The following is a 21,862-nucleotide window of genomic DNA, read 5'->3' as shown; positions in this document are numbered from 1 at the left end:
GTCAGGAGGAACACAATTATTAAAAGTATTTTTACAGTTTAAATTTGTTAACAGGTGAATTAATGATGTAAAATATAGACCATTAGAACTATTCCATGGCGAACAATTATAAAAAACTATCGGATTAATAACAAATAAAGAAAGTAACAGGTGAGGTCATGAAGTCGATTAAGCTAATGATATATGGTGGTCAGGGAGGAATTGAGGGAATCATCGAACAAGAAGGTGACATTAAGGTCATGGGGATGACTGGAAATGAAATGGACTTTCTTGATTCTGATCATACATCAGTCATTCCAGATGTCATTCTTATTGATGCCCGCTCATCAGGGAAGTATGGACAGGAAGTCATGCAAGTCCTTAAGGAAAAACGCCCATCCACTCCTTTTGTCGTTTTTACTGACTATTCGGAAAATCACTATCTTATCGAAGCAATAGGCCATGGTGCAGCAGGTTATGTGTTACAGGATGGCGGAATGAAACAAGTGTTATCGACAATCCGTCAATGTGCCAACGGTCAGATCGTTTATCCTGCCTCATTCAAATCAATTTTAATGAAAAGGCTGGAGTGGGATGTTGAAAGATCACCAGTAACTTTGGAAAAGGCAATCGGAAAATTGGGGGCTTTTTCTAAACGCGAGTTTTCCAAAAAACTTTTTCTGTCGATCGGCACGGTAAAAAACTATATAAGCCGTATTTACAGAAAACTGAATGTTAATAATCGACCGGAGCTTATGGCACTTTTGTATGGTTTGCAAAATAGCGGGATGGAAGGGATGACCAATCATGCCAGCCGTTCCGTTCATCGGGCTCATTCATTACAAATCAAACTCCCTTTGATGAAACGATTTTCATCTTAGCAATTAGGCAAAGGAATAAGTTCGTCGATGCCTTAAAACTCCCATCCCTCCGTTTTTTTAATGTTTCTGCATAAACATATTTTGCCTCCCATCCCGGAAGTGCATGTTTGACTGATGGAGTATTCTGTGAAATATTCAACAAAATGATGGGAATTGTAAGAAGTGAATAATAAGGGAAATCCGGTTCTAACCTGTCCATTTTGGATTAAACTATTAAGAGGGAGATTCGTTTTAAGGAGGGGGCATCATGGTTAGAAAATGGGCTGGAAGAGCGATTATATTATATATCCTTTATGCAGCAGCGATGTATTGGTATATTTTTTATGGAGCGGATACGACCATTCCCGAAGCTTTGCGTGGAACGGCAGCAGATCCTGCAACATTCCTGAATGCAAGGGAACTAAAGCTTAGTGAAGAGTATTCAGGACTGCGGAATTTTATTTTTTTCGTATCGACGCCATATGAATGGCTTCTGTATTTCTTCATATTATTATTCGGTTTTTCAAAGGCATTTGAAAAATCGTCAATGGCAGTCTCAAGACGGAAAGCGATTAGAACGGGCATTTACTTATTCTGGCTTTCCGTCATTTCATACCTGGCTCTATTTCCAATCAGTTTCATTGGATATCGGATGAGCAAGAGTTACCACATAAGTACACAAAGTTTCACCTCGTGGATGAAGGATGGAGTCATCGAATTCTGGGTGAATTTTGGGATGATGTTCATCATCGTTTCCGTTTTATATTGGTTAATGAAGAAAAGTGTTAAGAAGTGGTGGCTCTATGCTTGGATGTTGTCCATTCCTTTTTCCTTGTTCCTGATGTTCGTTCAGCCTGTATTGATCGATCCGCTGTACAATGAATTCTATCCTCTCAAAAATAAAGAGCTGGAAACGGAAATATTGGCACTAGCCTCACAGGCTGAGATTCCGGCAGAACACGTGTATGAAGTAAATATGGCGGAAAAGACAAATGCCTTGAATGCATATGTGACCGGCATAGGTTCCAACTCAAGAATAGTTCTTTGGGATACGACCCTGAACAAACTGAAGGAAGATGAAATCCTTTTTATCATGGCACATGAAATGGCTCATTATGTGGAAAAGCACATTTATATAGGGATTGCAGGTTATTTAGGACTGACATTAATCGGTTTGTGGCTGACTTCGAAAATTATGAATTTTATCATTGGTCGCTGGGGCCATCAGTTAAAGGTCCGTTCGGTTGACAGCATATCATCTCTTCCATTATTTCTCTTGATAACGTCCGTGCTGCTCTTTGCTTCGAGTCCGCTGTCCAATTATGTTTCCAGATATCAAGAAACAAGGGCTGACCGTTATGCCATTGAAATGACCGGGGACAAAGAATCAGCAATCACGACTTTCCAGGAACTCACGAGGTCGGGTTTGAGTCAGGTCAACCCGCCATTCCTGGTTAAATGGCTGCGGTATTCCCATCCGACCATGCTCGAACGGATTTCAACGGTTGAAAATGCAGATACAAAGGGTGATTGAAAGCCAGCTGAAAACCAGCTGGCTTTTTTTCTTCGGAAAGTGGAAGTTTGTAGTCGTTTTCAGAAAAAACTATTAATTTTAAAAAGCTTAGGTTCTCTACTATAATAAATTAAATTCCCAGTTCGTTTTAAGGAGATCGGATATGTATAATGTACTTTTCATCACTGTAGGCTCAGTGCTTGTGGCAGTAGCCTACAACTTATTTTTGATACCACATTTAATTTTAAGCAGCGGACTTAGTGGACTTGCGATCATGTTCGGAATCATCACCCCAGTCAATACAGGGATATTGAATTTTCTGATGAACCTGCCATTGCTGATTCTTGGTTACCTGAAATTAGGGAGACGCTTTATCACCTATACAATATTATCAGTTGTCGTGATTTCCATCAGTTTATACCTCATTCCAGTTCACGGTATTTCAACTGAACCGATTTTGTCTTCTTTATTTGGCGGAATCATATCGGGAATCGGTATAGGCATCGTCTTTCGCGCTTCGGGGTCTTCGGGCGGCTTTGATATCATTGCCATGCTATTGGCTAAGAAGAGCGACTTTCCGCTTGGTACATTGCTTTCGGTGATGAATGCTGTTGTGGTGGTAATCTCAGGCTTCATCTTCGGTTGGGATGCCGCATTATATACGCTGATTTCCATTTATGCAGCAGGAAAGGTGATCGATACGATCCATTCCAATCACATCAAATTAACATTGATGATCGTTACCAAAAAGAGTGACGAAATGAAAACGAAGCTCCTGACCAACCTATATCGTGGAATTACAGTCATGGATGGAGAAGGTGCATATTCAGGAGAAAAGAGCAAAGTAATGATGACAGTCATTACACGTTATCAGTTAACCGATGTAAAAACGATGATAAAAGAAGTGGATCCGAATGCTTTTGTTAATATAACCGAAACTGCCGAGGTCATGGGTATGTTTCATAAAGAGTGATGATAATGAGAAAAGCCTCCCGACATTATGGGAGGCTTTTTTGATCATGAATGTTAATTTCCAAATTGTTTTAGTAAAACGTTCATTTCAGAACTTAGTTTTAAGAATAAAGGTTTGTTTTTCATATCCAAGGCATCATCGATCTGTTTTGCAAGGAGATTCTTTTTGGTAGTAAGGACGGCTTCCTGAATAATCATATCAATTAACATTTCCTGAACCACGGCATCGTTTTTCATTTCGCTCATTGATAAGGACTTCACTGACTCTGAATAAGATTTTTCATTTTTCAAAGTTACCACCCCTGACCCTTTTTATTATTATATGGATTTGAGCGGATAAAATCAACTGAAAATTTAAAAAATTTAAATTATGATAGAGAATGTGTCGTTTAGATGACGAAAAAGCCACTATATAAAAGAATTTTAAATTTTTTGTGAACTTGCTTTTTATGTTTAAGGGTTATGCTATTATAGTGAGTAATTTAACATACATTTACTATCCCCCTTCACTCTTCTTGGACAGGAATGGAAGGGTACAAGCAATTAAGAATATAAGCTTTGGAAGGTGATAGTGATGTTTAGCAATGAGGAAGAGGTGGATTAAAAATGAAGGAAAACAATCAGGGAATCATCGAGGAATATGAAATCACGCCACATACACTAATGGTTGCGCCAATTAATTACGGCAGTAAAATATATGCCCGTATCGTTGAAATGGAGGACGAGTTCATCTCCCCGTTTAAACCTATGGAAATAATAAAGAAAAGCTGCGAGTTCTTCGGATCAAGTTATGAAGGACGCAAGCAAGGCACGAAACAGCTCATAAACATCACACATAAAGCACCGATCGCGATTGATCCGACCAGTTCGATATTCTTCTTTCCAACTACATCTCCGTTACGTCCTCAATGCATCTGGTTATCACATGAACATGTGGTATCCTATGAGCGTCTGGATTCCAAACATACAACCATCACATTCAGGAATAGACAAACCATCGATATAGCAGTGTCATGCAGCTCTTTCGAAAACCAGCTGCACCGGACCTCATTTTTAAAAACGAAATTGATCCAGAGGATTGAGGAAACAAAGAGGAAATCCTTTTATCTGTTCACTGATGCTAATGGAGTCAAGGCTTCAGAGGTAATCTCAAAGTATATACCGCGATAAGAGGGGGTTCAGGGGAAAATCAGAGAAGAATAATCGAACGGGGGAATATTCAAATTTAAAGCTAGCCCTTCTTATTAAAGAAGGGCCCTGGAATCAATCTTCAAATAATTCATCCATTAAATCGTCAATTTCTTTTCTTAATTTTTCAGTTCCTTCTTTGGAAATGGTGATGGTATCACCATCGATTATCAGCATATCTCCTACTTTTGCTCCCTTGGGAAGAGCACTCTTAGGGAAATCCTTCATGTCACCACCATCGATTTCCACGACAGCGATCTTTCCTTCGAAGCGATCTATAATTCCTTGTACCAATTATTTCACCGTCTTTACAGTAATTTTCTGACCTGTAGAAGTAAAAATAATGTTACCTGATTTATCTGTTCGATAAGTTTTGGCTTTCACTGAATTCAACCGTTTTATAACAGTGGAAGTAGGGTGCCCATAGCCATTTTTCCCTACACTGATTACAGCATATTTCGGTTTTGTTTTGTTGATGAAAGCTGAACTTGTCGATGTTTTTGCACCATGATGGCCTACTTTAAGTACATCCACACTTGGTACCAGTTTTTTAGCCAGCATATCCTTCTCTGCTTTTTCTTCGGCATCACCTGTAAACAAGAATGTTTTTTTGCCGTGTTTAAGCAACAGGACAGCACTCCAATTATTTAAGTCAGACTTAGCATAGTCCTTAACAGGTCCAATGAATTTAAGGGAATTATCCTTTGCTTTAGTGTTGATTTCCACGCCCGACTTCGCTTTTTTTATTGTAAGCTTCTTCTTCTTGACGGCCGTTAAAAAGTCTTTGTATGCCTGGGTAGTATGTGAAACTTTAGGGGCATACACAGATTTTACACTAAGCGATTTAATCACATGAGCAAGACCGCCAACATGATCCGCATCTGGGTGAGTGGAAACTAATGCAGTAAGTGTTTTTACCTTTTGTTTTTTTAGGTAGGCAACAACCTCGTCACCCTTTCCTTTACCGCCGCCATCAATTAAAACGTTTTCATTACCGGTTTGTATCAGGATAGAATCTCCTTGTCCAACGTTGATGAAATGTACCTTTACATTTGAGGCTGCCTCAGTTGTTTTAAGTCCAGTGAATAAAGACAAAACAAGAACAGCCACCAGCAGAATATTTATTTTCTTCATTTTTCCCCTCCAGTTAATAATTTACCATGTATAACCGGAAAAATGGGAATATGGACATGATTTTTATTTGTGGTAAAAAAAGGAGGGTGTTGTCTGGATTTAGGTTAGGGAAAATGACCCTGGGTATTTATGATTAATCTCTTGAATGAAAATGTAATGTCATTATTTTAAAGTAAAAAATCTATTTCTCTCAGAAAAGAGTGTGAAGTTGGCATATATTAAAGGAGCAGGCTCCCGGAGAAAGTTAGGATTACCAACAAAATATTTGTTAAAGAGATTGTTTACTGTTTTTAGGAATTGTCCAATTTAAACGTTGATTACCCCCCAGGCACACGCTTTCCGCGGTCGGTCCGTGAGCCTCCTTGGCGTGTTTGCACCTTTCGTTCCAACCAACTTTGGTTTAAAATTTAGATAGGAACCCTTTTGGCTACAAATTAAACCATGCAAATAAAATATTGCATGGTTATCATAAGACATTAGGGATGAGAATAAGTTTCCTTATGATTGACTCCTTAATACATAATATAATAGACATCGATGATGTATCTTTTGTTCAGTGTTTCACAAATGGTTTTGTTTTTCTGAAAGTTCTTTTTGCTTTATACATTTAATATAAAGAGGTTGTTACTAGTAGATAATACTAGGTATGGATATGCAATTAACATCTTTCCTAATAACGTTGTACTGACACTAAAATGATAGTTTAGACGTATAGTTATAATAGATGAATGGAAATTAAATGTCGCTTAATAATGAACACACGGGCCAGACCTTTTAATCGTTAAAGGACAATTTCGTCGAAACTGTTGCCTTAATCAGTGAGCAGGGAATTGTGCAAACGGCTTGTGTAACAAGCAGTGGAGAAGCGGCTATTGCAGTCCTCGGTTCCTTTAATAGGGAAGAGGGGAATATACCAGAAGGATGCAGCTTCGACATTCTGCCGTTTAATCACCAAGAACAAAGGCGATGCTATGCATACAGCAAACTTTTAATGAAGGATGCCATTACAAGGGAACTTGAAGTAACGCAGTTAAATGTAAAAGGTATTTTTGGAAGAAGATATTAACTATCTGAAATCCATGGCAGACATTTCATCCGACATGCGAGAGCTTGATCCAACAAAGGATAACATGGGCTTTTTAAGCGTCCCATCGTCCTAAAGGAATTTCCATTCTTTCGATGCAGGGAATGGTTGACGGCAATCGATCAGGGCAAATCATGAATACGTGTTACATTCTGCGGCGGATCATGATATTGGTTACTTTTACATCGATTTGTCGAAGCTGACTGTTTTCCTATCCTTTTCTTCAATATGATGAGTCGATCATAACGGGTGCCACTCCAACCTTTGTCATGGAGCATGTAATTAACCTTCATTTAAAGAGACTTAACACTAAAATGTTAAAAGGATATTCGTATGCACTTGATTACATAGGTTATGCCTTGGTTTGAACATTATGATGTTATGGAATGTTCAAACAGGGGGAATGGAGGTAAGTGAGTCTAATCGATCTTGATCATGAAAGACTCCCTTATGGTCAACCTTTTTACTTCCAAGGGAATTTGTATCCTTCCGGAAGGCTCCCTTTTAACCCGTTAATCCCTTGAGGGTTTTTTTTCGAAAAAGTAATAACATAACAAGTCTTCGGTTTTGTTGCGAAGGCGGGGATTGAAATAATTATGATGTTCCTCGTATCCTTTATATAAAAAACAATACATCGTGAAGGATTCATCGCGTTTGATTTCACTAACTTTAATATTCTCTTTGCGCAAATAGCGCCGTACCTCGGCAAGTTCGTCTTGAACCACTTTTAAAATATGTTCGACCAGCTCCGAATAGGGCCTTTTTAATTTAAACGGACTAATTTCGATGACCTTGAGATCCCGGTTTAAGACTGTAATAACCATAGGGAGGTAGATGGCTTTTTCAATCATATTTCGGTCACCTTCTGGAATGCGGGTCATCATGACCGCCCCTTTCTAAATAGCGCGTTTTTAATACTAATATGTATATCCTGTAAAAATAGGAACACTTGTTCCGCTTTTATCCTAATGTATTTTCAGTGGTTATGCAAGCAGTTTTGATAAATCTAGAAATATTCGTTAATAAGATTATGTTTTCCGGAGATAGGGAAAGTATGAAGATATATGGATAATAATTCTTGCAATTTCGGGGGAAAGTGATATATCTAAAATAAACGGTTTTTAATAAGTTTATGCTGCTTTGATGGCAGCATGTCGAGGGAGATAATTATGGATTTGGATACTATACGTGAGTGGTTTACACTTGATCATATATCGGCACTTATTCAGCAATATCGCTCATTCGGTCCAATTCCCGGAATCTTACTGCCGATGCTGGAAGCTTTTTTGCCTTTTTTGCCCTTAGTGGTGTTCGTGCTTGCCAATGCAACGGCATTTGGTCTCTGGTGGGGGTTTTTATTTTCTTGGATTGGTGCGGTAGCGGGGTCCTTTTTGATCTTTTGGATTATTAGAAGATATGGTCAAATGAGGTTTTTCCGATTTTTGCAAAGACATAAACAGGTGCAGAGGTTGATGGTATGGGTTGAGAGCCATGGATTCGGTCCTTTGTTCATATTGCTCTGCTTCCCTTTTACACCTTCGGCTATCGTTAATATCGTGGCAGGACTTTCAAAAGTCAGTACCCTGCAATATGGACTCGCAGTAGTTGGAGGGAAGGCGGTGATGATTTTTACGATCAGCTTCGTAGGTTACGATTTAGTATCATTGATTCATAAACCTGTGCGAACGATCATTATCGGAATCGTCATCTTTATCCTATGGTATGTGGGGAAAAGGCTGGAAGTCCGGTTAAATAAAAGCATGAAGAGAGAAGAAGGGCAATAAATTAATATATAAATGCAGTAGGGGTTGAACTAGATGGAAAAAACAAACAAGAATTCTTTATCCGATTGGATAAAACCAGCGATGATAGCTTTTGTTATTTACATCTTAATCCGTACATTTCTCTTTTCAAGCTATGATGTTGAAGGAAAGTCGATGCAGCCGACCCTTGAAGATGGAAATAAACTTGTCGTGAATAAAATCAATTACCAGATTCATGATATCAACCGTTTTGACATTATTGTTTTTCATGCGAATTCACAAGAAGATTATGTTAAGCGGGTTATAGGGGTTGCAGGTGACCGTATTCGTTATAAAGATGATTGGCTTTACGTAAATGGTGAGAAAGTGGATGAGCCTTATCTTGAGAAATTCAAGGAAGGTTTCCCAGGACAGGATTTTACAGGTGATTTTACATTAAAAGAATTGACGGATATGACCAAAGTTCCGGAGGGCAAGCTTTTTGTCATGGGTGATAATCGTCTTGAAAGTGCTGACAGCCGTCACTTTGGTTATATACCGGTAGAAAATGTTGTCGGTAAAGTGGATGTTCGATATTGGCCGGTCAATGATTTCAATTTTAAGTTTACAGGTGAGTGATCGTGGAAGCCCGAGTAAGATGCGGGCTTTTTCTTTTGGGGGAAACGCGAACGTACGATTGGTGTTTTTTAAAGGGAAACGGTAAAATAATAGAAAGTAAATCTAATTGGAAACAGAAACCTAGTCATAAAGACGAAAGTATTTCTGGTATGATGGATCTAGATATTATGTTGTAAGGGGGAAAAGAGATGTCACTCCGTTTTTTACTGGGAAGATCGGGTACAGGGAAAACTTCGAATATATTGGACGAAATCCGCTCTAAATTGGCAGAAGATCCCGAAGGAAATCCAATTATCTACCTCGTTCCTGATCAGATGACGTTTCTATCTGAATATAAATTAATTAAAACACCAGGCCTTGCTGGAATGATCCGGACACAGGTTTTCAGTTTTAGCAGGCTTGCTTGGCGCGTTCTTCAGGAAACCGGGGGGATGAGCCGGCTGCATCTTGACAGTGTGGGCGTTAATATGCTGATACGGAAGATCATGGATGATAAAAAGGAAGAGTTAAAGATGTTCAGTCGATCTGCTGATAAGCAGGGGTTCATTGCACAGATGGAGCTAATGCTGGCTGAGTTCAAGCAGTATTGCATCCAACCTGATGACATTCAAAACTATTTGGCTGAAACCTCACAGGCCGGCAGCGGCATTCAGGATAAACTGCATGATCTTGAATTGGTCTATCAGGCTTTTGAGGATGAAATGGTCAATAAATATTTAGACTCCGAAGATTATTTCACTTTGCTGATCGAAAAAATGTCAGAGTCTTCATATATAAGGAATGCGGATATATATATCGATGGTTTTTATAGTTTGACTCCTCAGGAATTATTGATTGTTGAAGAAATGATGAAGCTGTGCAGGAGTGTAACGATCTCGCTGACGTTAGATCAGCCCTACAGGCAATATGCTCCGGATGATTTGCAATTGTTCAGGCAAACGGGAAACCTTTATCATCACCTATATCAGGCTGGGTTGAGGAATGGCATATCGATTTCAGAAGATCGAATCTTAAAAAGATCGGAAAGGTTTGGAAAGAGTCCAGGGCTGAATCATCTGGAAACTTATTTTTCCTTACGTCCTGCACGAACGTTTGAGCAGTCACCTGATGTAACGATCGCCCAGGCAGTTAACCGCAGAGCTGAGATTGAAGGAGTTGCCCGGGATATCTTGTCGCTGGTCAGACAGAAACAGCATCGTTTCCGTGACATTGCGATTTTAGTCCGTAACGGGGAAGCATACGCAGATATTTTACAAACCGTTTTTCGGGATTATCAAATTCCCTTGTTCGTCGATTCCAAACGGACGATGCTGAATCATCCTCTGATTGAACTGATTCGTTCGACTTTGGAGATCATCAATGGCTATTGGCGTTATGAACCGGTATTTCGTGCAATCAAGACGGAGCTTCTATTTCCGTTGCAAAAAAACCACGACCGGATGCGTGAACAGGTAGATAAGCTGGAAAACTATGTGCTGGCCCGCGGCATTAAAGGAAGCGGGTGGACGTCCAAAGATCGTTGGACCTACCGGCGCTTCCGCGGTCTGGAACTCGAGGACCGGAACCAAACGGATAAGGAAATGATGCTTGAGCAAGAGTTGAATGAAATGAAGCAATTATTTACCGAGCCCATCTTGAGGCTCTCAAAACGGGCTAAAAAGGCTGCTAATGGCAGGGAATTGTGTGAAGCCCTTTATCTATATCTTGAAGAATTGCATATACCGGAAAAATTGGAAAAGCTGAAACTGGAGGCAGAAGAAGCAGGTGATTTGGTATCGGCAAGAGAGCATGAGCAAACATGGAATGCGGTTGTCGACCTATTGGACCAATTCGTTGAACTGCTGAGCGGGGAAGAGCTTTCCATGAAACAGTTTGCGGTAATCATTGAAGCTGGTCTGGAGTCTCTTGAATTTTCTTTGGTACCGCCGGCAATTGACCAAGTATTAGTCGCTAATCTAGATTTATCCCGCCTGGATGATGTGAAGACAGCTTTTGTTATCGGATTGAACGAAGGGGTTCTGCCGGGAAAAGCAGTATCTGACGGGATATTTTCAGATAGTGATCGTGATGTGCTGCTGGCTGGTGGACTTGATGTTGCCCCAAGTTCGAAGGTGCGCCTGCTGGATGAGGAGTTCACAGCATACAAAGCATTCACTACGCCTGCCGAGGCCCTTTATTTATCATATCCGCTTGCCGATGAGGAAGGGAAGGCGCTTTTACCTTCATCCTATTTGAAACGGGTAAGGGACGTATTGCCTAACGTTTCCGATGTGTATTATATGAACGATCCGTCCGATCTGTCTGCAGAGGAACAGGTGAAATATGCAGCGAATCATGATGTGGCCCTTTCGTACCTGGCTGCCCAATTGCAGCTGAAGAAAAGGAACTATCCAATCCATTCACTATGGTGGGATGTATATAATGCCATTATTGATGATGAAATGGCCGGTCCTTCAGCAACTAAGGTTTTATCGAGCCTTTTTTATCAAAATAGGACAAAGAGATTAACTGAGGAAACAAGTAAGCAATTATACGGTGAGAGCATTCTTACGAGTGTATCCAGGATGGAAATGTTCAATAGCTGCCCGTTTTCCCATTATGCGGCTCATGGCTTGAAATTGAGGGAAAGGCAGATTTTCCGTTTGGATGCCCCGGATATAGGCGAGATGTTCCATGGAGCGTTGAAAATGATTTCCGATTACTTGAAGGAACATGATATTCCTTGGTCTACATTGACCCCGGAACAATGCTTGGAGCTGGCCAGAATTGCTGTGGAGAGACTTGCTCCTAAACTCCAAAACCAGATTTTGTTAAGTACGAACCGCCATCACTATTTACGCAGGAAACTCGAACACGTGATTGGACGTGCCTCGATCGTATTAAGTGAACATGCAAAGGCGAGCGGTTTTGCTCCGATCGGATTAGAACTTGGATTCGGAAAAAATGGCGAGCTGCCGCCACTTTCTTTCACATTGAAAAACGGTACGAAGATGGAATTGATCGGGCGGATCGACCGCGTTGATAAAGCGGAAGAAGATGAGGGTGTCTATTTGCGTGTGCTCGATTATAAGTCGAGTGAAAAGGAACTGAACATGAGTGAAGTATATTATGGACTAGCGCTGCAAATGTTGACATACCTAGATATCGTTGTCACCCATTCCAAGTCGCTGATTGGAAAAGAAGCGATTCCAGCCGGAGTTTTGTATTTTCATGTGCATAATCCCGTTGTCAAATCAAAGGGAATGCTCAGTTTGGATAAAATTGAAGAAGAAATTTATAAAAGCTTTAAAATGAATGGACTTGTACTGGACCAATCAAATGTCATTCAGTTGATGGATACCTCGCTTGATATTGAAAATTCGGGTAAGTCGGATATCATTCCAGCTGGATTTAAAAAGGACGGATCGCTCCTGGCGGCTTCCAAAGTTGCCAGCAGGGAGGAGTTTTCGCTTCTGAATCATCATGTGCGCCGTATTTATCAGGAGGCTGGAGATCGAATGGTCAATGGTGATGTGGATATTACTCCATACAAATTAAAGGAAAAAACGCCGTGTACCTTCTGTTCCTTTAAATCTGTATGCCAATTCGACCAGTCATTGGAGGAGAACCAATTCAGGAATTTGGCACAGAAGAAACAAAATGACGTTCTTGAGCTATTAAGGGGAGAGGGGGAGAGCGATGAGTAAAACGAAAATTCCTGCTCTGCCAGGAGACGTGACTTGGACGGAAGATCAATGGAAGGCAATATGGGCTAAAGATCAGGACATCCTGGTTGCGGCCGCTGCGGGTTCAGGGAAAACAGCGGTACTGGTCAATCGGATCATTCAAAAAGTCATTTCAGAAGAAGATCCAATCGATGTTGATGAACTGCTCGTGGTTACATTCACCAATGCCTCGGCCGCCGAAATGCGCCATCGGGTAAGTGAGGCATTAGAAAAAGCGATCGATGATAATCCGCATTCACAGCATTTACGTAAGCAGTTGAGCTTGATTAATCGTGCTTCGATTTCCACACTCCATTCGTTTTGTCTAGAGGTGATCAGGAAGTATTATTATCTGACGGATATCGACCCGGGCTTCCGGATTGCAGATTCAACGGAGATCCAGCTGCTCCGTGATGAAGTGATGGAAGAGCTTTTCGAGGAGCAGTATGGCCAAAGTGATAACGAAGAGTTCTTTAATTTGGTCGATGCTTTCACAAGCGATCGAAATGATGATGCACTTCAGAATATCGTTCGGTCGCTGCATGATTTTTCGCAATCGAATCCAAACCCGGACCGATGGCTCGATGGTGCCGCCAGCATGTATGAGCTGGCAGGTGATGATGGGATTGATGATCTTTCGTTTATCGATTCATTGAAGTTCGATATAGGTTTACAATTGGACACGGCCAGGGATTTATTGGAACGCTCGCTTGCGTTGACAAAAATCCCTGGGGGGCCGGCTCCAAGGGCTGAGAACTATCTAGCCGATCTTGCACTGGTTGCTAAACTTTCGGAAGTGAAGGACCAATCCTGGAATGCACTTTATGAGGAAATCCAAAACGTGAAATTCGGGACGGCAAAACGCCTTACCGGTGCAGATTTTATCAAGGAAGTGGCTGATGAGGCTACCAAGTACCGGGATAAGGCCAAGAAGATCATCAAATCGTTACAGGAAGAGTTATTTTCCCGGAAACCGGAAAGCTACCTGCGGGATATAAGGGAGCTTAAGGGTTATGTCGATACACTTGTAATGCTTGTTAAACGGTTTGACGAAAGATTCTTTGCTGCAAAAGCAGAAAAGAACTTGGTGGATTTCGCCGATTTGGAACATTATTGTCTTCAAATTTTGACAGGGGAAACGGTGGATGGCGAACGAAAACCTTCAGCGGCAGCCATCGAATACAGGAACCAGTTCAAAGAGGTATTAGTGGATGAATACCAGGACACGAACCTGGTTCAGGAATCGATCTTAAAATTGGTGACGGCTGACGGAGAATATGATGGGAATCTTTTCATGGTAGGCGATGTCAAGCAGTCCATTTACCGGTTCAGGCTTGCAGAACCGAATCTCTTCCTTGGAAAATACACACGATTTACCCATGACGGTGTTAATTCCGGGCTGAAAATTGATTTAAACCGCAATTTCCGGAGCCGAAAGGAAGTTCTTGATGGGACCAATTTCTTGTTTCAACAGTTGATGGGCATTACAGTCGGTGAGATTGATTATGATGAAGATGCCCAATTGAAAAAAGGTGCCCCATATCCCGAAGACAATCCATACCCGATCGAACTCCATTTAATTGATGGAGCAGCCGATCCTGAAGCTCATTCGGAAATGGAAGGAAATGATGGCGGATTTGAGGCTGAGGAGCTTGAAAAAGCGCAGCTCGAAGCAAGGCAGATGGCCAAGCTCATTAAAAAGGCTATAAGCGAAAAGCATCGGATATATGATACGAAAACCAAAAGGTACCGATCTGCCACTTATCGGGACATGGTCATTCTTCTTCGTTCGATGCCATGGGCACCGCAAATCATGGAGGAATTTAAAAAGCAGGGAATTCCAGTATATGCTAATTTATCCACGGGGTATTTTGAAGCGACCGAAGTGGCCATCATGATATCCCTATTGAAGGTGATTGATAATCCGCAACAGGATATCCCATTGGCTTCCGTTCTCCGTTCACCTATCGTCGGGTTGGATGAAGAAGAGATGTCAAAGGTGCGTTTATTCCATACAGGAAGCTATTACGAAGCACTAGCTGATTTTTACAGAAAGAGTGACCCTGAAGAACATCCGGGGCTTTATGAAAAAGCCTCTGCATTTTATAAAAAACTAGTGAAGTGGCGGAAGCTTGCCAGGCAGGAGGCATTATCAGATCTGATCTGGCTCCTATACCGCGAAACGCAGTTTTATGATTTTGCAGGTGGGATGCCGGGCGGCAAACAGCGTCAGGCCAATTTACGAGCGCTATATGACAGGGCAAGGCAATATGAAGCAAGTTCTTTCCGCGGTCTGTTCCGTTTCTTGCGGTTCATAGAAAGGATGCAAGAACGTGGAGATGATTTAGGGGCAGCTCGGGCTTTAGGAGAACAGGAAGATGTAGTCCGGCTGATGACAATTCACTCGTCAAAGGGGCTTGAGTTCCCGATCGTGTTCATTGCCGGTCTTTCCAAGCAATTCAATATGATGGATTTACGAAAGTCCTATTTACTGGATAAAGATTATGGCTTTGCGGCAAAGTATGTGAATTCCGAATTACGGATAACTTATCCATCCCTCCCTCAATTGGCTTTTAAGAAAAAAAAGCAGCTTGAATTAATTGCCGAGGAGATGCGTGTCCTCTACGTGGCGCTAACAAGGGCTAAGGAAAAGCTTTATTTGATTGCCAGTATCAATGATGCAGAAAAAACGCAGCAGAACTGGGAAAGTAATGCGGCACATGGAGATTGGCTATTGAAGGACTATGTACGGGCAGGTGCAAAAAGTTATCTTGATTGGATTGGTCCATCCCTTGTCCGACATCGGGATTCTCTTGGTACTGCAGGTCTTGGCCTGGAAATGGAGTCGCATCCATCGAATTGGTCCATTTCCGTCATTCCAAGTGAAGAGCTTGCTGTTCTGGATGAGGAAGAGGCACTGGTTCAAGAGCAAATGCTTGAACATGTCCAGAAATCGGAGAAGGTCGGCATCGTTTCCGAGTTTTATGATGATATCAAGGAGCAGTTGGAATGGGAGTACCCCGAGCATGAGGCGACGGTGTATCGTTCCAAGCAATCCGTTTCTGAATTAAAACGTCAATATGAACTCAAGGACGAGCAAAGCTCCACAGAGCTGTTGCGTAAATTTAAGCGGCCTATCACGAAGCGGCCGACTTTCATGCAAGAAAAGTCACTGACTCCTGCTGAAAGGGGTACGATTACACATTTAGTCATGCAGCATATTGATTTATCTAAAGAGATTACCATTCAATCGATTCAGCAACTGATCATTGATCTGATTCAACGTGAGCTGTTGACGGAGGAACAGAAAGAAGCTGTGGATCCGGAGACGATCGTCGATTTCTTCGATAGTGAAATCGGCAAAAGAATGCAGAGGGCCCAAAGCATTCGCCGTGAAGTGCCATTTACGATGTCGCTGCCTGCAAAGGAAGCTTACAGCGATTGGACAGCTGGAGATGAAGAAGTCCTTATCCAAGGGGTGATTGATTGTATCTTTGAGGATGAACAAGGTCTTGTGCTTCTCGACTATAAAACGGATACGATCACCGGCCGTTTTGCAAGCGGGTACGAAGGGGCTAAAGGGATTCTTGCCGATCGATACCAGATGCAGCTTCAGCTTTATACGAGGGCTGTTGAAGGAATAATGAATAAGAAGGTAACCGGCCGTTACTTGTTTTTCTTTGACGGCTCGCATTTATTGGAAGTATAAGAGAGAAGGAGTGTCCCATTGATGTGGGACGCTTCTTTTTGGTTAAATAAACAGAATAGTTTGAAAAAGTGTAAATGCTTACTATATACTAGTTGAGAAAAATACCTTTTTAAAGGAGTAGAGAAGAGTATGACGAGTGAGATCAAGAGCAAGGGATACTTTGGTGAGTTCGGTGGAAGCTTTATACCGGGTGAACTTCAGGAAGTTATGGATATTTTAGAAACGGAATTCCTGAAATATAAGGATGACCCGGAATTCATTGAGGAGTTCCGATATTATCTGAAAGAATATGTCGGACGCGAAAACCCGTTAACACTTGCAAAGAATTTAACGGAAAAGGTTGGCGGGGCAAAAATATACTTGAAGCGTGAAGATCTGAATCATACAGGTGCTCATAAAATTAATAATGCGATCGGACAAATCCTGCTCGCTAAACGAAGGGGTGCTAAACGCATCATCGCAGAAACAGGAGCAGGACAGCATGGTGTGGCGACTGCGACAGCATGTGCGATGTTTGGCATGGAGTGTGTGATCTATATGGGTAAGCTGGATACGGAGAGGCAGGCATTGAATGTCTTTCGGATGGAATTGCTGGGGGCAAAAGTCGTAGCGGTCGAAAAGGGACAGGGTCGATTGAAGGATGCTGTTGATGAGGCATTGAATGACTTGGTGCAAAACTATGAAAATACTTTCTACTTGCTTGGTTCAGCAGTGGGGCCACACCCATATCCAACGATCGTTAAACATTTCCAATCAATCATAAGTGAAGAATCAAAACGCCAAATCCTTGAAAAGGAAGGAAAACTGCCAACTGCCATCATTGCTTGTGCAGGAGGGGGAAGTAATGCGATCGGTGCTTTTGCTCATTATATTGATGAAGATAATGTCCGTTTAATTGGTGTAGAGCCAATTGAAGCCCCAAGTATTTCGCAAGGTGTCCCGGCAGTATTGCATGGATTCAAAAGTTTAACGTTAGTGGATGAACAAGGAGAACCAAAACCGACATTCTCTATAGCTGCAGGTTTGGATTACCCGAGCGTGGGGCCCGAGCATAGTTTTTTGAAAGAAAGCGGACGAGCGGAGTATGTGACGGTAAAAGGGGAAGAAGCTCTTGAGGCTTTTCAGGTATTATCCAAAACAGAGGGAATCATTCCGGCTCTCGAAAGCTCACATGCCCTAGCTCACGCCATGAAGCTCGCTAAAGAGTTAACAAGGGATGATATACTGATCGTTAATTTATCAGGCAGGGGAGACAAAGATGTCGAGCAAGTATTCAACATGTTAGAAAAATAGGTCGAAATTAAAAGCCTCCCTGGAGATGGGAGGCTTTTTTCTTTGACTAATTATTCCCCGTAATGGGCTGGTCAACTCCATTGATATCCAGGACATTGCTTCCATTCAGGCCATTGGCCGTAAAGACGATTGCAGCCGTGTTCCCTGAACCGGATCCAGTAACCGATTTGGAGGAAGACTTAGGGGAAATGACGGCGCAATCACCGAATAACAGGTTTCCTTGCGCGACATTAAATACTTGGACCGGGCCGATAATGGCAGGCATATGAACCCCTCCTTTAAAAGTTTAAGTGTTGTTGGTTGAATCCTCGATTGGCGTCTCTTCGTTTTCTTTAGGCACTTCCCGAATATGCTTCACTCTTGATTCCATACGTGCATGGCCTACGTTCCCCACACCAACCACAGATGAGGCCGATACCCCGATTATATTGATATTGCCGACCCGTATGAAGGGATTCGGATTTGAAAAACTTGATATGACTGGTTCATTCAATCTTGGGATATAAAATGGTTTCTTAAAAATGTCATAGTCTTCGAAATGAATATCGACTGAGTGGAAAGTTTCACTTTTCTTTTGAACGGCTAAAGCCAGGGAATTCCCGTCAATATATGAGGTATCCCCGATTTGCATGGCGGAGCTGAACGATACCGTGTCTGATACTATAGATTTTACTTTTGATATTCTTGAAAACATATTTTTTATCCTTCTGGAGAAAGCGGCACGAATGGCCCTATGATAAGGGATTCCGGCGGGGTATCGAATGCTGAGGATAGTTGGACCGTTTGTACATCCCCTATGAGAAATAAAGCAGAGCTTGATACACCGGTAATTTTAATATCTCCTACACAAAGCTGGTGATTGGTTACATTAAACTCCATTTGGATTTCCTCCTGTCTCGGCTTGTGAATGGGTAATGAATTGGAATAATGCAGTTTGAATATCGGATTTCACCTTCTCCCTGATCATTTCCTTGACATTATCCCGTTGCTGCGGTGCACGTTCCGCGTAAGAAAGATTATCGAAATACATATTGATACGTTGATGAAGCTGGCGTTCGACGTCCTGTTTAATGAAGTCATGATATGAGGGTTCCAATGATGTTTTCAGTTGGTTTTCCGCATCGTGAATCATATTTTCCAAGTCAGAAAGTATATCATTGTGAATTTCCTGGACGACGATTTCCCTTCCTGGAAATAGGTTAGGTGCAGGTTGAATGGGTTGGTTGTTGACGGCAAATTCATCAATGTTGTTAAGGTCAGTTGGATTTAAACCGATATTCAATGTTCCATCTAAAGATTCGACTTTTAACTGATCGAATTTATATTCAATTTTATCTACATGGATTGGCGGTTTATTTTTCAGCTCGGCAAGTTCATCTGTCAGGCGTTTGAGTTCGTGTTCAAGTTTCATGATCCGTTTATCCTGGGCTTCAAGAAAACGCTGCATTTGTATGGAATATGAATAGAGATCCTGAGTCACGATTCAACACCCACCTTCACAATAAGTTGATTTCATATAAGACAGTATATGAAAAAGTAGGATGTAGGTGAATGCCTATGAACTAGGAGGGCGTAAATGGGACGAAACTGGCTAATGGGGTTACATCGGCTTCAATTTCGGGAGCAGGCTCTGTGAATCCACCGGTATTGGCCAATGTGGAATATGGCTTAATCACCCCTGCACTGCCTATTTGAAAAACGGATGAATTGGCGATGCTTTCAATTTTTATCATATTGATTTGTATGGTCTGGTGAATATTGAAGATCATGCTGACTCCTTTCTTAAAACATTAGAGATTTAGGACCAGTGGCTGATCAACACCATCAGTATCATTTGTATTCGTGGTGCTATAGGCATTATAAAGGGATATGGATTCACCCGTATTAAACGAGCCAGCACCTGCAAACGTTTTTGAGGTGGAATAGGGACTAATTTTAAAGACGTCACCAATATGGACAATTCCACTGCTACCGACGTTGATGACTTGAACGATTCCTACGATGGCCGGCAAGAAAATCACCCTTTTTTTATTCTGGTTTTCCCCTGAATTTAAGGCCATGAGCCTATCACTGAAGGGAGTTTCAATGTATTGTATGTTGACTCATGATTGATGTGATTCATCTGCCTATTAATATATTGTTATATAACAACGGCGGATATTGTTGGAATGTTGGAAACAGATATGGTAATATGATGCTAATTCAGAATTTTCAAATAAAATTAGAGGTGAGGAAATGAATGTACCATTAGTATTATCGCATTTCTTAGATCGAGCAGCCTTACTATATGGCGATAAGAAAGCCATCATTGGAGATGACAAGGTTTTAACATACTTAGAGCTGAATGGCCGTGTAAACCAGCTTTCAAATGGTTTAAGGGATCTCGGTGTCAAAAAGGGTGACAAGGTGGCATATTTGGCACCTAACTCAATTGAAATGCTTGAAGGCTTTTATGGGGTATTTCAAATTGGGGCAGTAATCGTTCCCTTGAATATCCGTTTGAAGCCTGCAGATTATGTTTTCATTTTGAACCATAGCGAGTCCAAGGTCCTTTTCGTAGATCGGGAATTGTATCATCTTATTTCCCCTGTCAGGGACGAACTTGAATCGGTGGAGCACATAATCGTTCATTATAAAGATGAAGAGATAAATGAAACCGATTACAACCATTGGCTGGAACGTTATGATAACAAGTGCTTTAACCGGGAGTCAGTGGATGAAAATGATGTTTCGAGCCTTCTTTATACGAGCGGGACCACAGGAAATCCCAAAGGGGTGATGCTGACTCACCGCAACAACTATTTACATGCCCTGGGTGCGATGCATCATTTCAGGGTCAATGACCGCGATACATATTTGCACGTACTGCCGATGTTCCACGTGAATGGGTGGGGGGCGCCATTTTATTATACGGCAAATGGTGCCACTCAAGTTTGTTTGAGGAAAACCAGCCCAGAAATGATATTTGATGCACTGCAAAAGCATAAGGTTTCCATCATGCATATGGCACCGACGGTTCTGAATTCACTGTTCCAATATTATGAACGGAATGTTCCGAATATCGAGCAGGATGTCCGAATCGTCGTTGCAGGCTCCGCTCCGCCTCCTGCATTCGTTACAAGGGTGGAAAAAGAGTTAGGCTGGGAGTTCATTCAAATTTACGGAATGACGGAATCAACACCTGTCAGTCTGATATCGCTGATTCGTTCTGAATTCGATGATCTTCCGGAAAAAGAAAAATACAGAATGAAGGCGAAAGCCGGATATCCCATCATAGGCAGTGAGGTAAAGGTTATCTATGGCGATGGTGAGGAAGTTGCCCATGATGGCGTGGATATCGGCGAGCTTATCGTCCGCAGCCATGGAGTGATGTTAGGTTATTGGAAAAATGAAGAAGCGACCAGCCAGACACTGATAAATGGATGGCTGCATACAGGGGATATGGCCACAATCGATGAAAACGGGAATGTGGATATAGTAGACCGCAAAAAGGATATAATCATTAGTGGCGGAGAAAATATCTCTTCAATAGAAGTGGAAGGAATACTCTACGAACATCCGGACATTCTTGAAGCGGCAGTCATTGCCGTTCCACATGAAAAGTGGGGAGAGACACCGCATGCCTTCGTCGTGCCAAAAATGGGCGTGGAATTAACGGAGGATGATATAAAGGCCTTCACACGGGAAAAATTAGCTCATTTTAAATCAGTTACCAGTGTGTCGTTCGTCGATGAGCTTCCAAAAACGGCATCGGGGAAAATACAAAAAATCCATCTTCGTAATGATTATTGGGAATCTAAGGGGAAAACAGGCAGATTCGTTAATTGAAGTTCGCTAACGCTGTTCAGAAATGATCAGCGTTTTTTTCTGTTGCCGTTTAAAACGGTTTCCTGAGGTGGACACTGATATGTTTCCATTCGTAAATAGCCGCAGTAACTCATGCCATTGTTGGATAAGGGAAGAAGGTCATTCAGGAACATTGGAATTTGTTTCGATAAAAAGCTTCCTGTTTAAAGATAAAGTGTTACTATTATAAAATATTTCA

General features: G+C 41.7%; 21 protein-coding genes. 11 read left to right on the top strand and 10 right to left on the bottom strand.

Translation table 11 applies throughout. The features are described from left to right. Positions 1-158 precede the first annotated feature (158 nt). The 3 genes from ACFX4H_RS09515 to ACFX4H_RS09505 all read left to right on the top strand — a co-directional run bounded on the left by ACFX4H_RS09515 (position 159) and on the right by ACFX4H_RS09505 (position 3,325). Positions 159-860 (top strand): LuxR C-terminal-related transcriptional regulator, encoded by a 702-nt coding sequence (locus ACFX4H_RS09515; RefSeq protein ID WP_377435051.1) that lies wholly within the window; start codon positions 159-161, stop codon positions 858-860. A gap of 247 nt (positions 861-1,107) precedes the next feature. Further along, a complete protein-coding gene (locus ACFX4H_RS09510; RefSeq protein WP_048677995.1) occupies positions 1,108-2,373 on the top strand; it encodes a M48 family metallopeptidase in 1,266 nt (421 codons plus the stop codon). 142 nt (positions 2,374-2,515) lie between these two features. Then, positions 2,516-3,325: a YitT family protein gene (locus tag ACFX4H_RS09505; protein WP_048677994.1), complete on the top strand. Its 810-nt coding sequence runs from the start codon at positions 2,516-2,518 to the stop codon at positions 3,323-3,325. Between the two features lie 53 nt (positions 3,326-3,378). Here the strand turns inward: ACFX4H_RS09505 and ACFX4H_RS09500 are convergent, their stop codons facing one another. Further along, a complete protein-coding gene (locus ACFX4H_RS09500) occupies positions 3,379-3,615 on the bottom strand; it encodes an IDEAL domain-containing protein (RefSeq protein ID WP_048680068.1) in 237 nt (78 codons plus the stop codon). A 315-nt stretch (positions 3,616-3,930) separates the two neighbouring features. Between ACFX4H_RS09500 and ACFX4H_RS09495 the strand changes: the two genes are divergently transcribed. Then, complete coding sequence (locus ACFX4H_RS09495; RefSeq protein WP_034314639.1) at positions 3,931-4,494, top strand: competence protein ComK; 564 nt, start codon at positions 3,931-3,933, stop codon at positions 4,492-4,494. Positions 4,495-4,587: 93 nt separating this feature from the next. Here ACFX4H_RS09495 and ACFX4H_RS09490 read toward each other — a convergent pair whose 3' ends face one another. Together ACFX4H_RS09490 and ACFX4H_RS09485 are read right to left on the bottom strand one after the other, a co-directional pair. Continuing rightward, complete coding sequence (locus ACFX4H_RS09490) at positions 4,588-4,806, bottom strand: DUF3006 domain-containing protein (RefSeq protein ID WP_057275817.1); 219 nt, start codon at positions 4,804-4,806, stop codon at positions 4,588-4,590. Then, the gene (locus tag ACFX4H_RS09485) at positions 4,807-5,646 is read right to left on the bottom strand and encodes a ComEC/Rec2 family competence protein (protein WP_034314634.1); all 840 of its coding nucleotides are present in this window, start codon (positions 5,644-5,646) and stop codon (positions 4,807-4,809) included. Between the two features lie 832 nt (positions 5,647-6,478). Here ACFX4H_RS09485 and ACFX4H_RS09480 point away from each other — a divergent pair. After that, the gene (locus tag ACFX4H_RS09480; protein WP_241636793.1) at positions 6,479-6,712 is read left to right on the top strand and encodes a hypothetical protein; all 234 of its coding nucleotides are present in this window, start codon (positions 6,479-6,481) and stop codon (positions 6,710-6,712) included. A 530-nt stretch (positions 6,713-7,242) separates the two neighbouring features. On the opposite strand, the gene ACFX4H_RS09475 is transcribed toward ACFX4H_RS09480, so the two are convergent. Then, complete coding sequence (locus ACFX4H_RS09475; protein WP_034314629.1) at positions 7,243-7,611, bottom strand: YhjD family protein; 369 nt, start codon at positions 7,609-7,611, stop codon at positions 7,243-7,245. Positions 7,612-7,899: 288 nt separating this feature from the next. Between ACFX4H_RS09475 and ACFX4H_RS09470 the strand changes: the two genes are divergently transcribed. From ACFX4H_RS09470 to trpB, 5 genes are all read left to right on the top strand, one after another. After that, a complete protein-coding gene (locus ACFX4H_RS09470) occupies positions 7,900-8,514 on the top strand; it encodes a TVP38/TMEM64 family protein (protein WP_034314626.1) in 615 nt (204 codons plus the stop codon). Between the two features lie 33 nt (positions 8,515-8,547). After that, a complete protein-coding gene (gene lepB, locus ACFX4H_RS09465) occupies positions 8,548-9,111 on the top strand; it encodes a signal peptidase I (protein ID WP_034314624.1) in 564 nt (187 codons plus the stop codon). 188 nt (positions 9,112-9,299) lie between these two features. Further along, a complete protein-coding gene (gene addB, locus ACFX4H_RS09460) occupies positions 9,300-12,797 on the top strand; it encodes a helicase-exonuclease AddAB subunit AddB (RefSeq protein WP_377435049.1) in 3,498 nt (1,165 codons plus the stop codon). Next, positions 12,790-16,524, top strand: a complete 3,735-nt coding sequence (gene addA, locus ACFX4H_RS09455) for a helicase-exonuclease AddAB subunit AddA (RefSeq protein WP_377435047.1) — start codon at positions 12,790-12,792, stop codon at positions 16,522-16,524. The genes addB and addA overlap by 8 nt, the downstream gene beginning before the upstream one ends. Positions 16,525-16,653: 129 nt before the next feature. Next, positions 16,654-17,817 carry a tryptophan synthase subunit beta gene (gene trpB / locus ACFX4H_RS09450; RefSeq protein ID WP_063591852.1) on the top strand — a complete coding sequence of 388 codons (1,164 nt, stop codon included), beginning with the start codon at positions 16,654-16,656 and terminating at the stop codon, positions 17,815-17,817. A 46-nt stretch (positions 17,818-17,863) separates the two neighbouring features. Here the strand turns inward: trpB and ACFX4H_RS09445 are convergent, their stop codons facing one another. The 6 genes from ACFX4H_RS09445 to ACFX4H_RS09420 form a co-directional block, all read right to left on the bottom strand. Next, positions 17,864-18,082 carry a spore germination protein gene (locus ACFX4H_RS09445; protein WP_034314616.1) on the bottom strand — a complete coding sequence of 73 codons (219 nt, stop codon included), beginning with the start codon at positions 18,080-18,082 and terminating at the stop codon, positions 17,864-17,866. 21 nt (positions 18,083-18,103) lie between these two features. Next, on the bottom strand, positions 18,104-18,511 hold the full coding sequence (locus ACFX4H_RS09440; protein ID WP_034314612.1) for a spore germination protein GerPE: 408 nt from the start codon (positions 18,509-18,511) through the stop codon (positions 18,104-18,106). 5 nt (positions 18,512-18,516) lie between these two features. Next, entirely contained in the window at positions 18,517-18,696 is a 180-nt protein-coding gene (locus ACFX4H_RS09435) for a hypothetical protein (RefSeq protein WP_063591851.1), read from the bottom strand. Then, the gene (gene gerPC, locus ACFX4H_RS09430; RefSeq protein ID WP_249597019.1) at positions 18,686-19,297 is read right to left on the bottom strand and encodes a spore germination protein GerPC; all 612 of its coding nucleotides are present in this window, start codon (positions 19,295-19,297) and stop codon (positions 18,686-18,688) included. Before gerPC ends, ACFX4H_RS09435 begins: the two co-directional genes overlap by 11 nt. Positions 19,298-19,379: 82 nt before the next feature. Beyond that, positions 19,380-19,586, bottom strand: coding sequence for a spore germination protein GerPB (locus ACFX4H_RS09425; protein ID WP_034314608.1), 207 nt, complete (start codon positions 19,584-19,586; stop codon positions 19,380-19,382). Between the two features lie 21 nt (positions 19,587-19,607). Then, entirely contained in the window at positions 19,608-19,829 is a 222-nt protein-coding gene (locus ACFX4H_RS09420) for a spore germination protein (RefSeq protein ID WP_034315507.1), read from the bottom strand. Positions 19,830-20,052: 223 nt separating this feature from the next. Between ACFX4H_RS09420 and ACFX4H_RS09415 the strand changes: the two genes are divergently transcribed. Beyond that, entirely contained in the window at positions 20,053-21,645 is a 1,593-nt protein-coding gene (locus tag ACFX4H_RS09415) for a long-chain-fatty-acid--CoA ligase (protein ID WP_377435045.1), read from the top strand. The last annotated feature ends 217 nt before the right edge of the window (positions 21,646-21,862 follow it).

This window comes from Peribacillus sp. YIM B13477 (genome assembly GCF_042787955.1).
Classification (GTDB): domain Bacteria; phylum Bacillota; class Bacilli; order Bacillales; family DSM-1321; genus Peribacillus; species Peribacillus frigoritolerans.
This window is presented reverse-complemented; position numbering and strand designations above follow the sequence as displayed.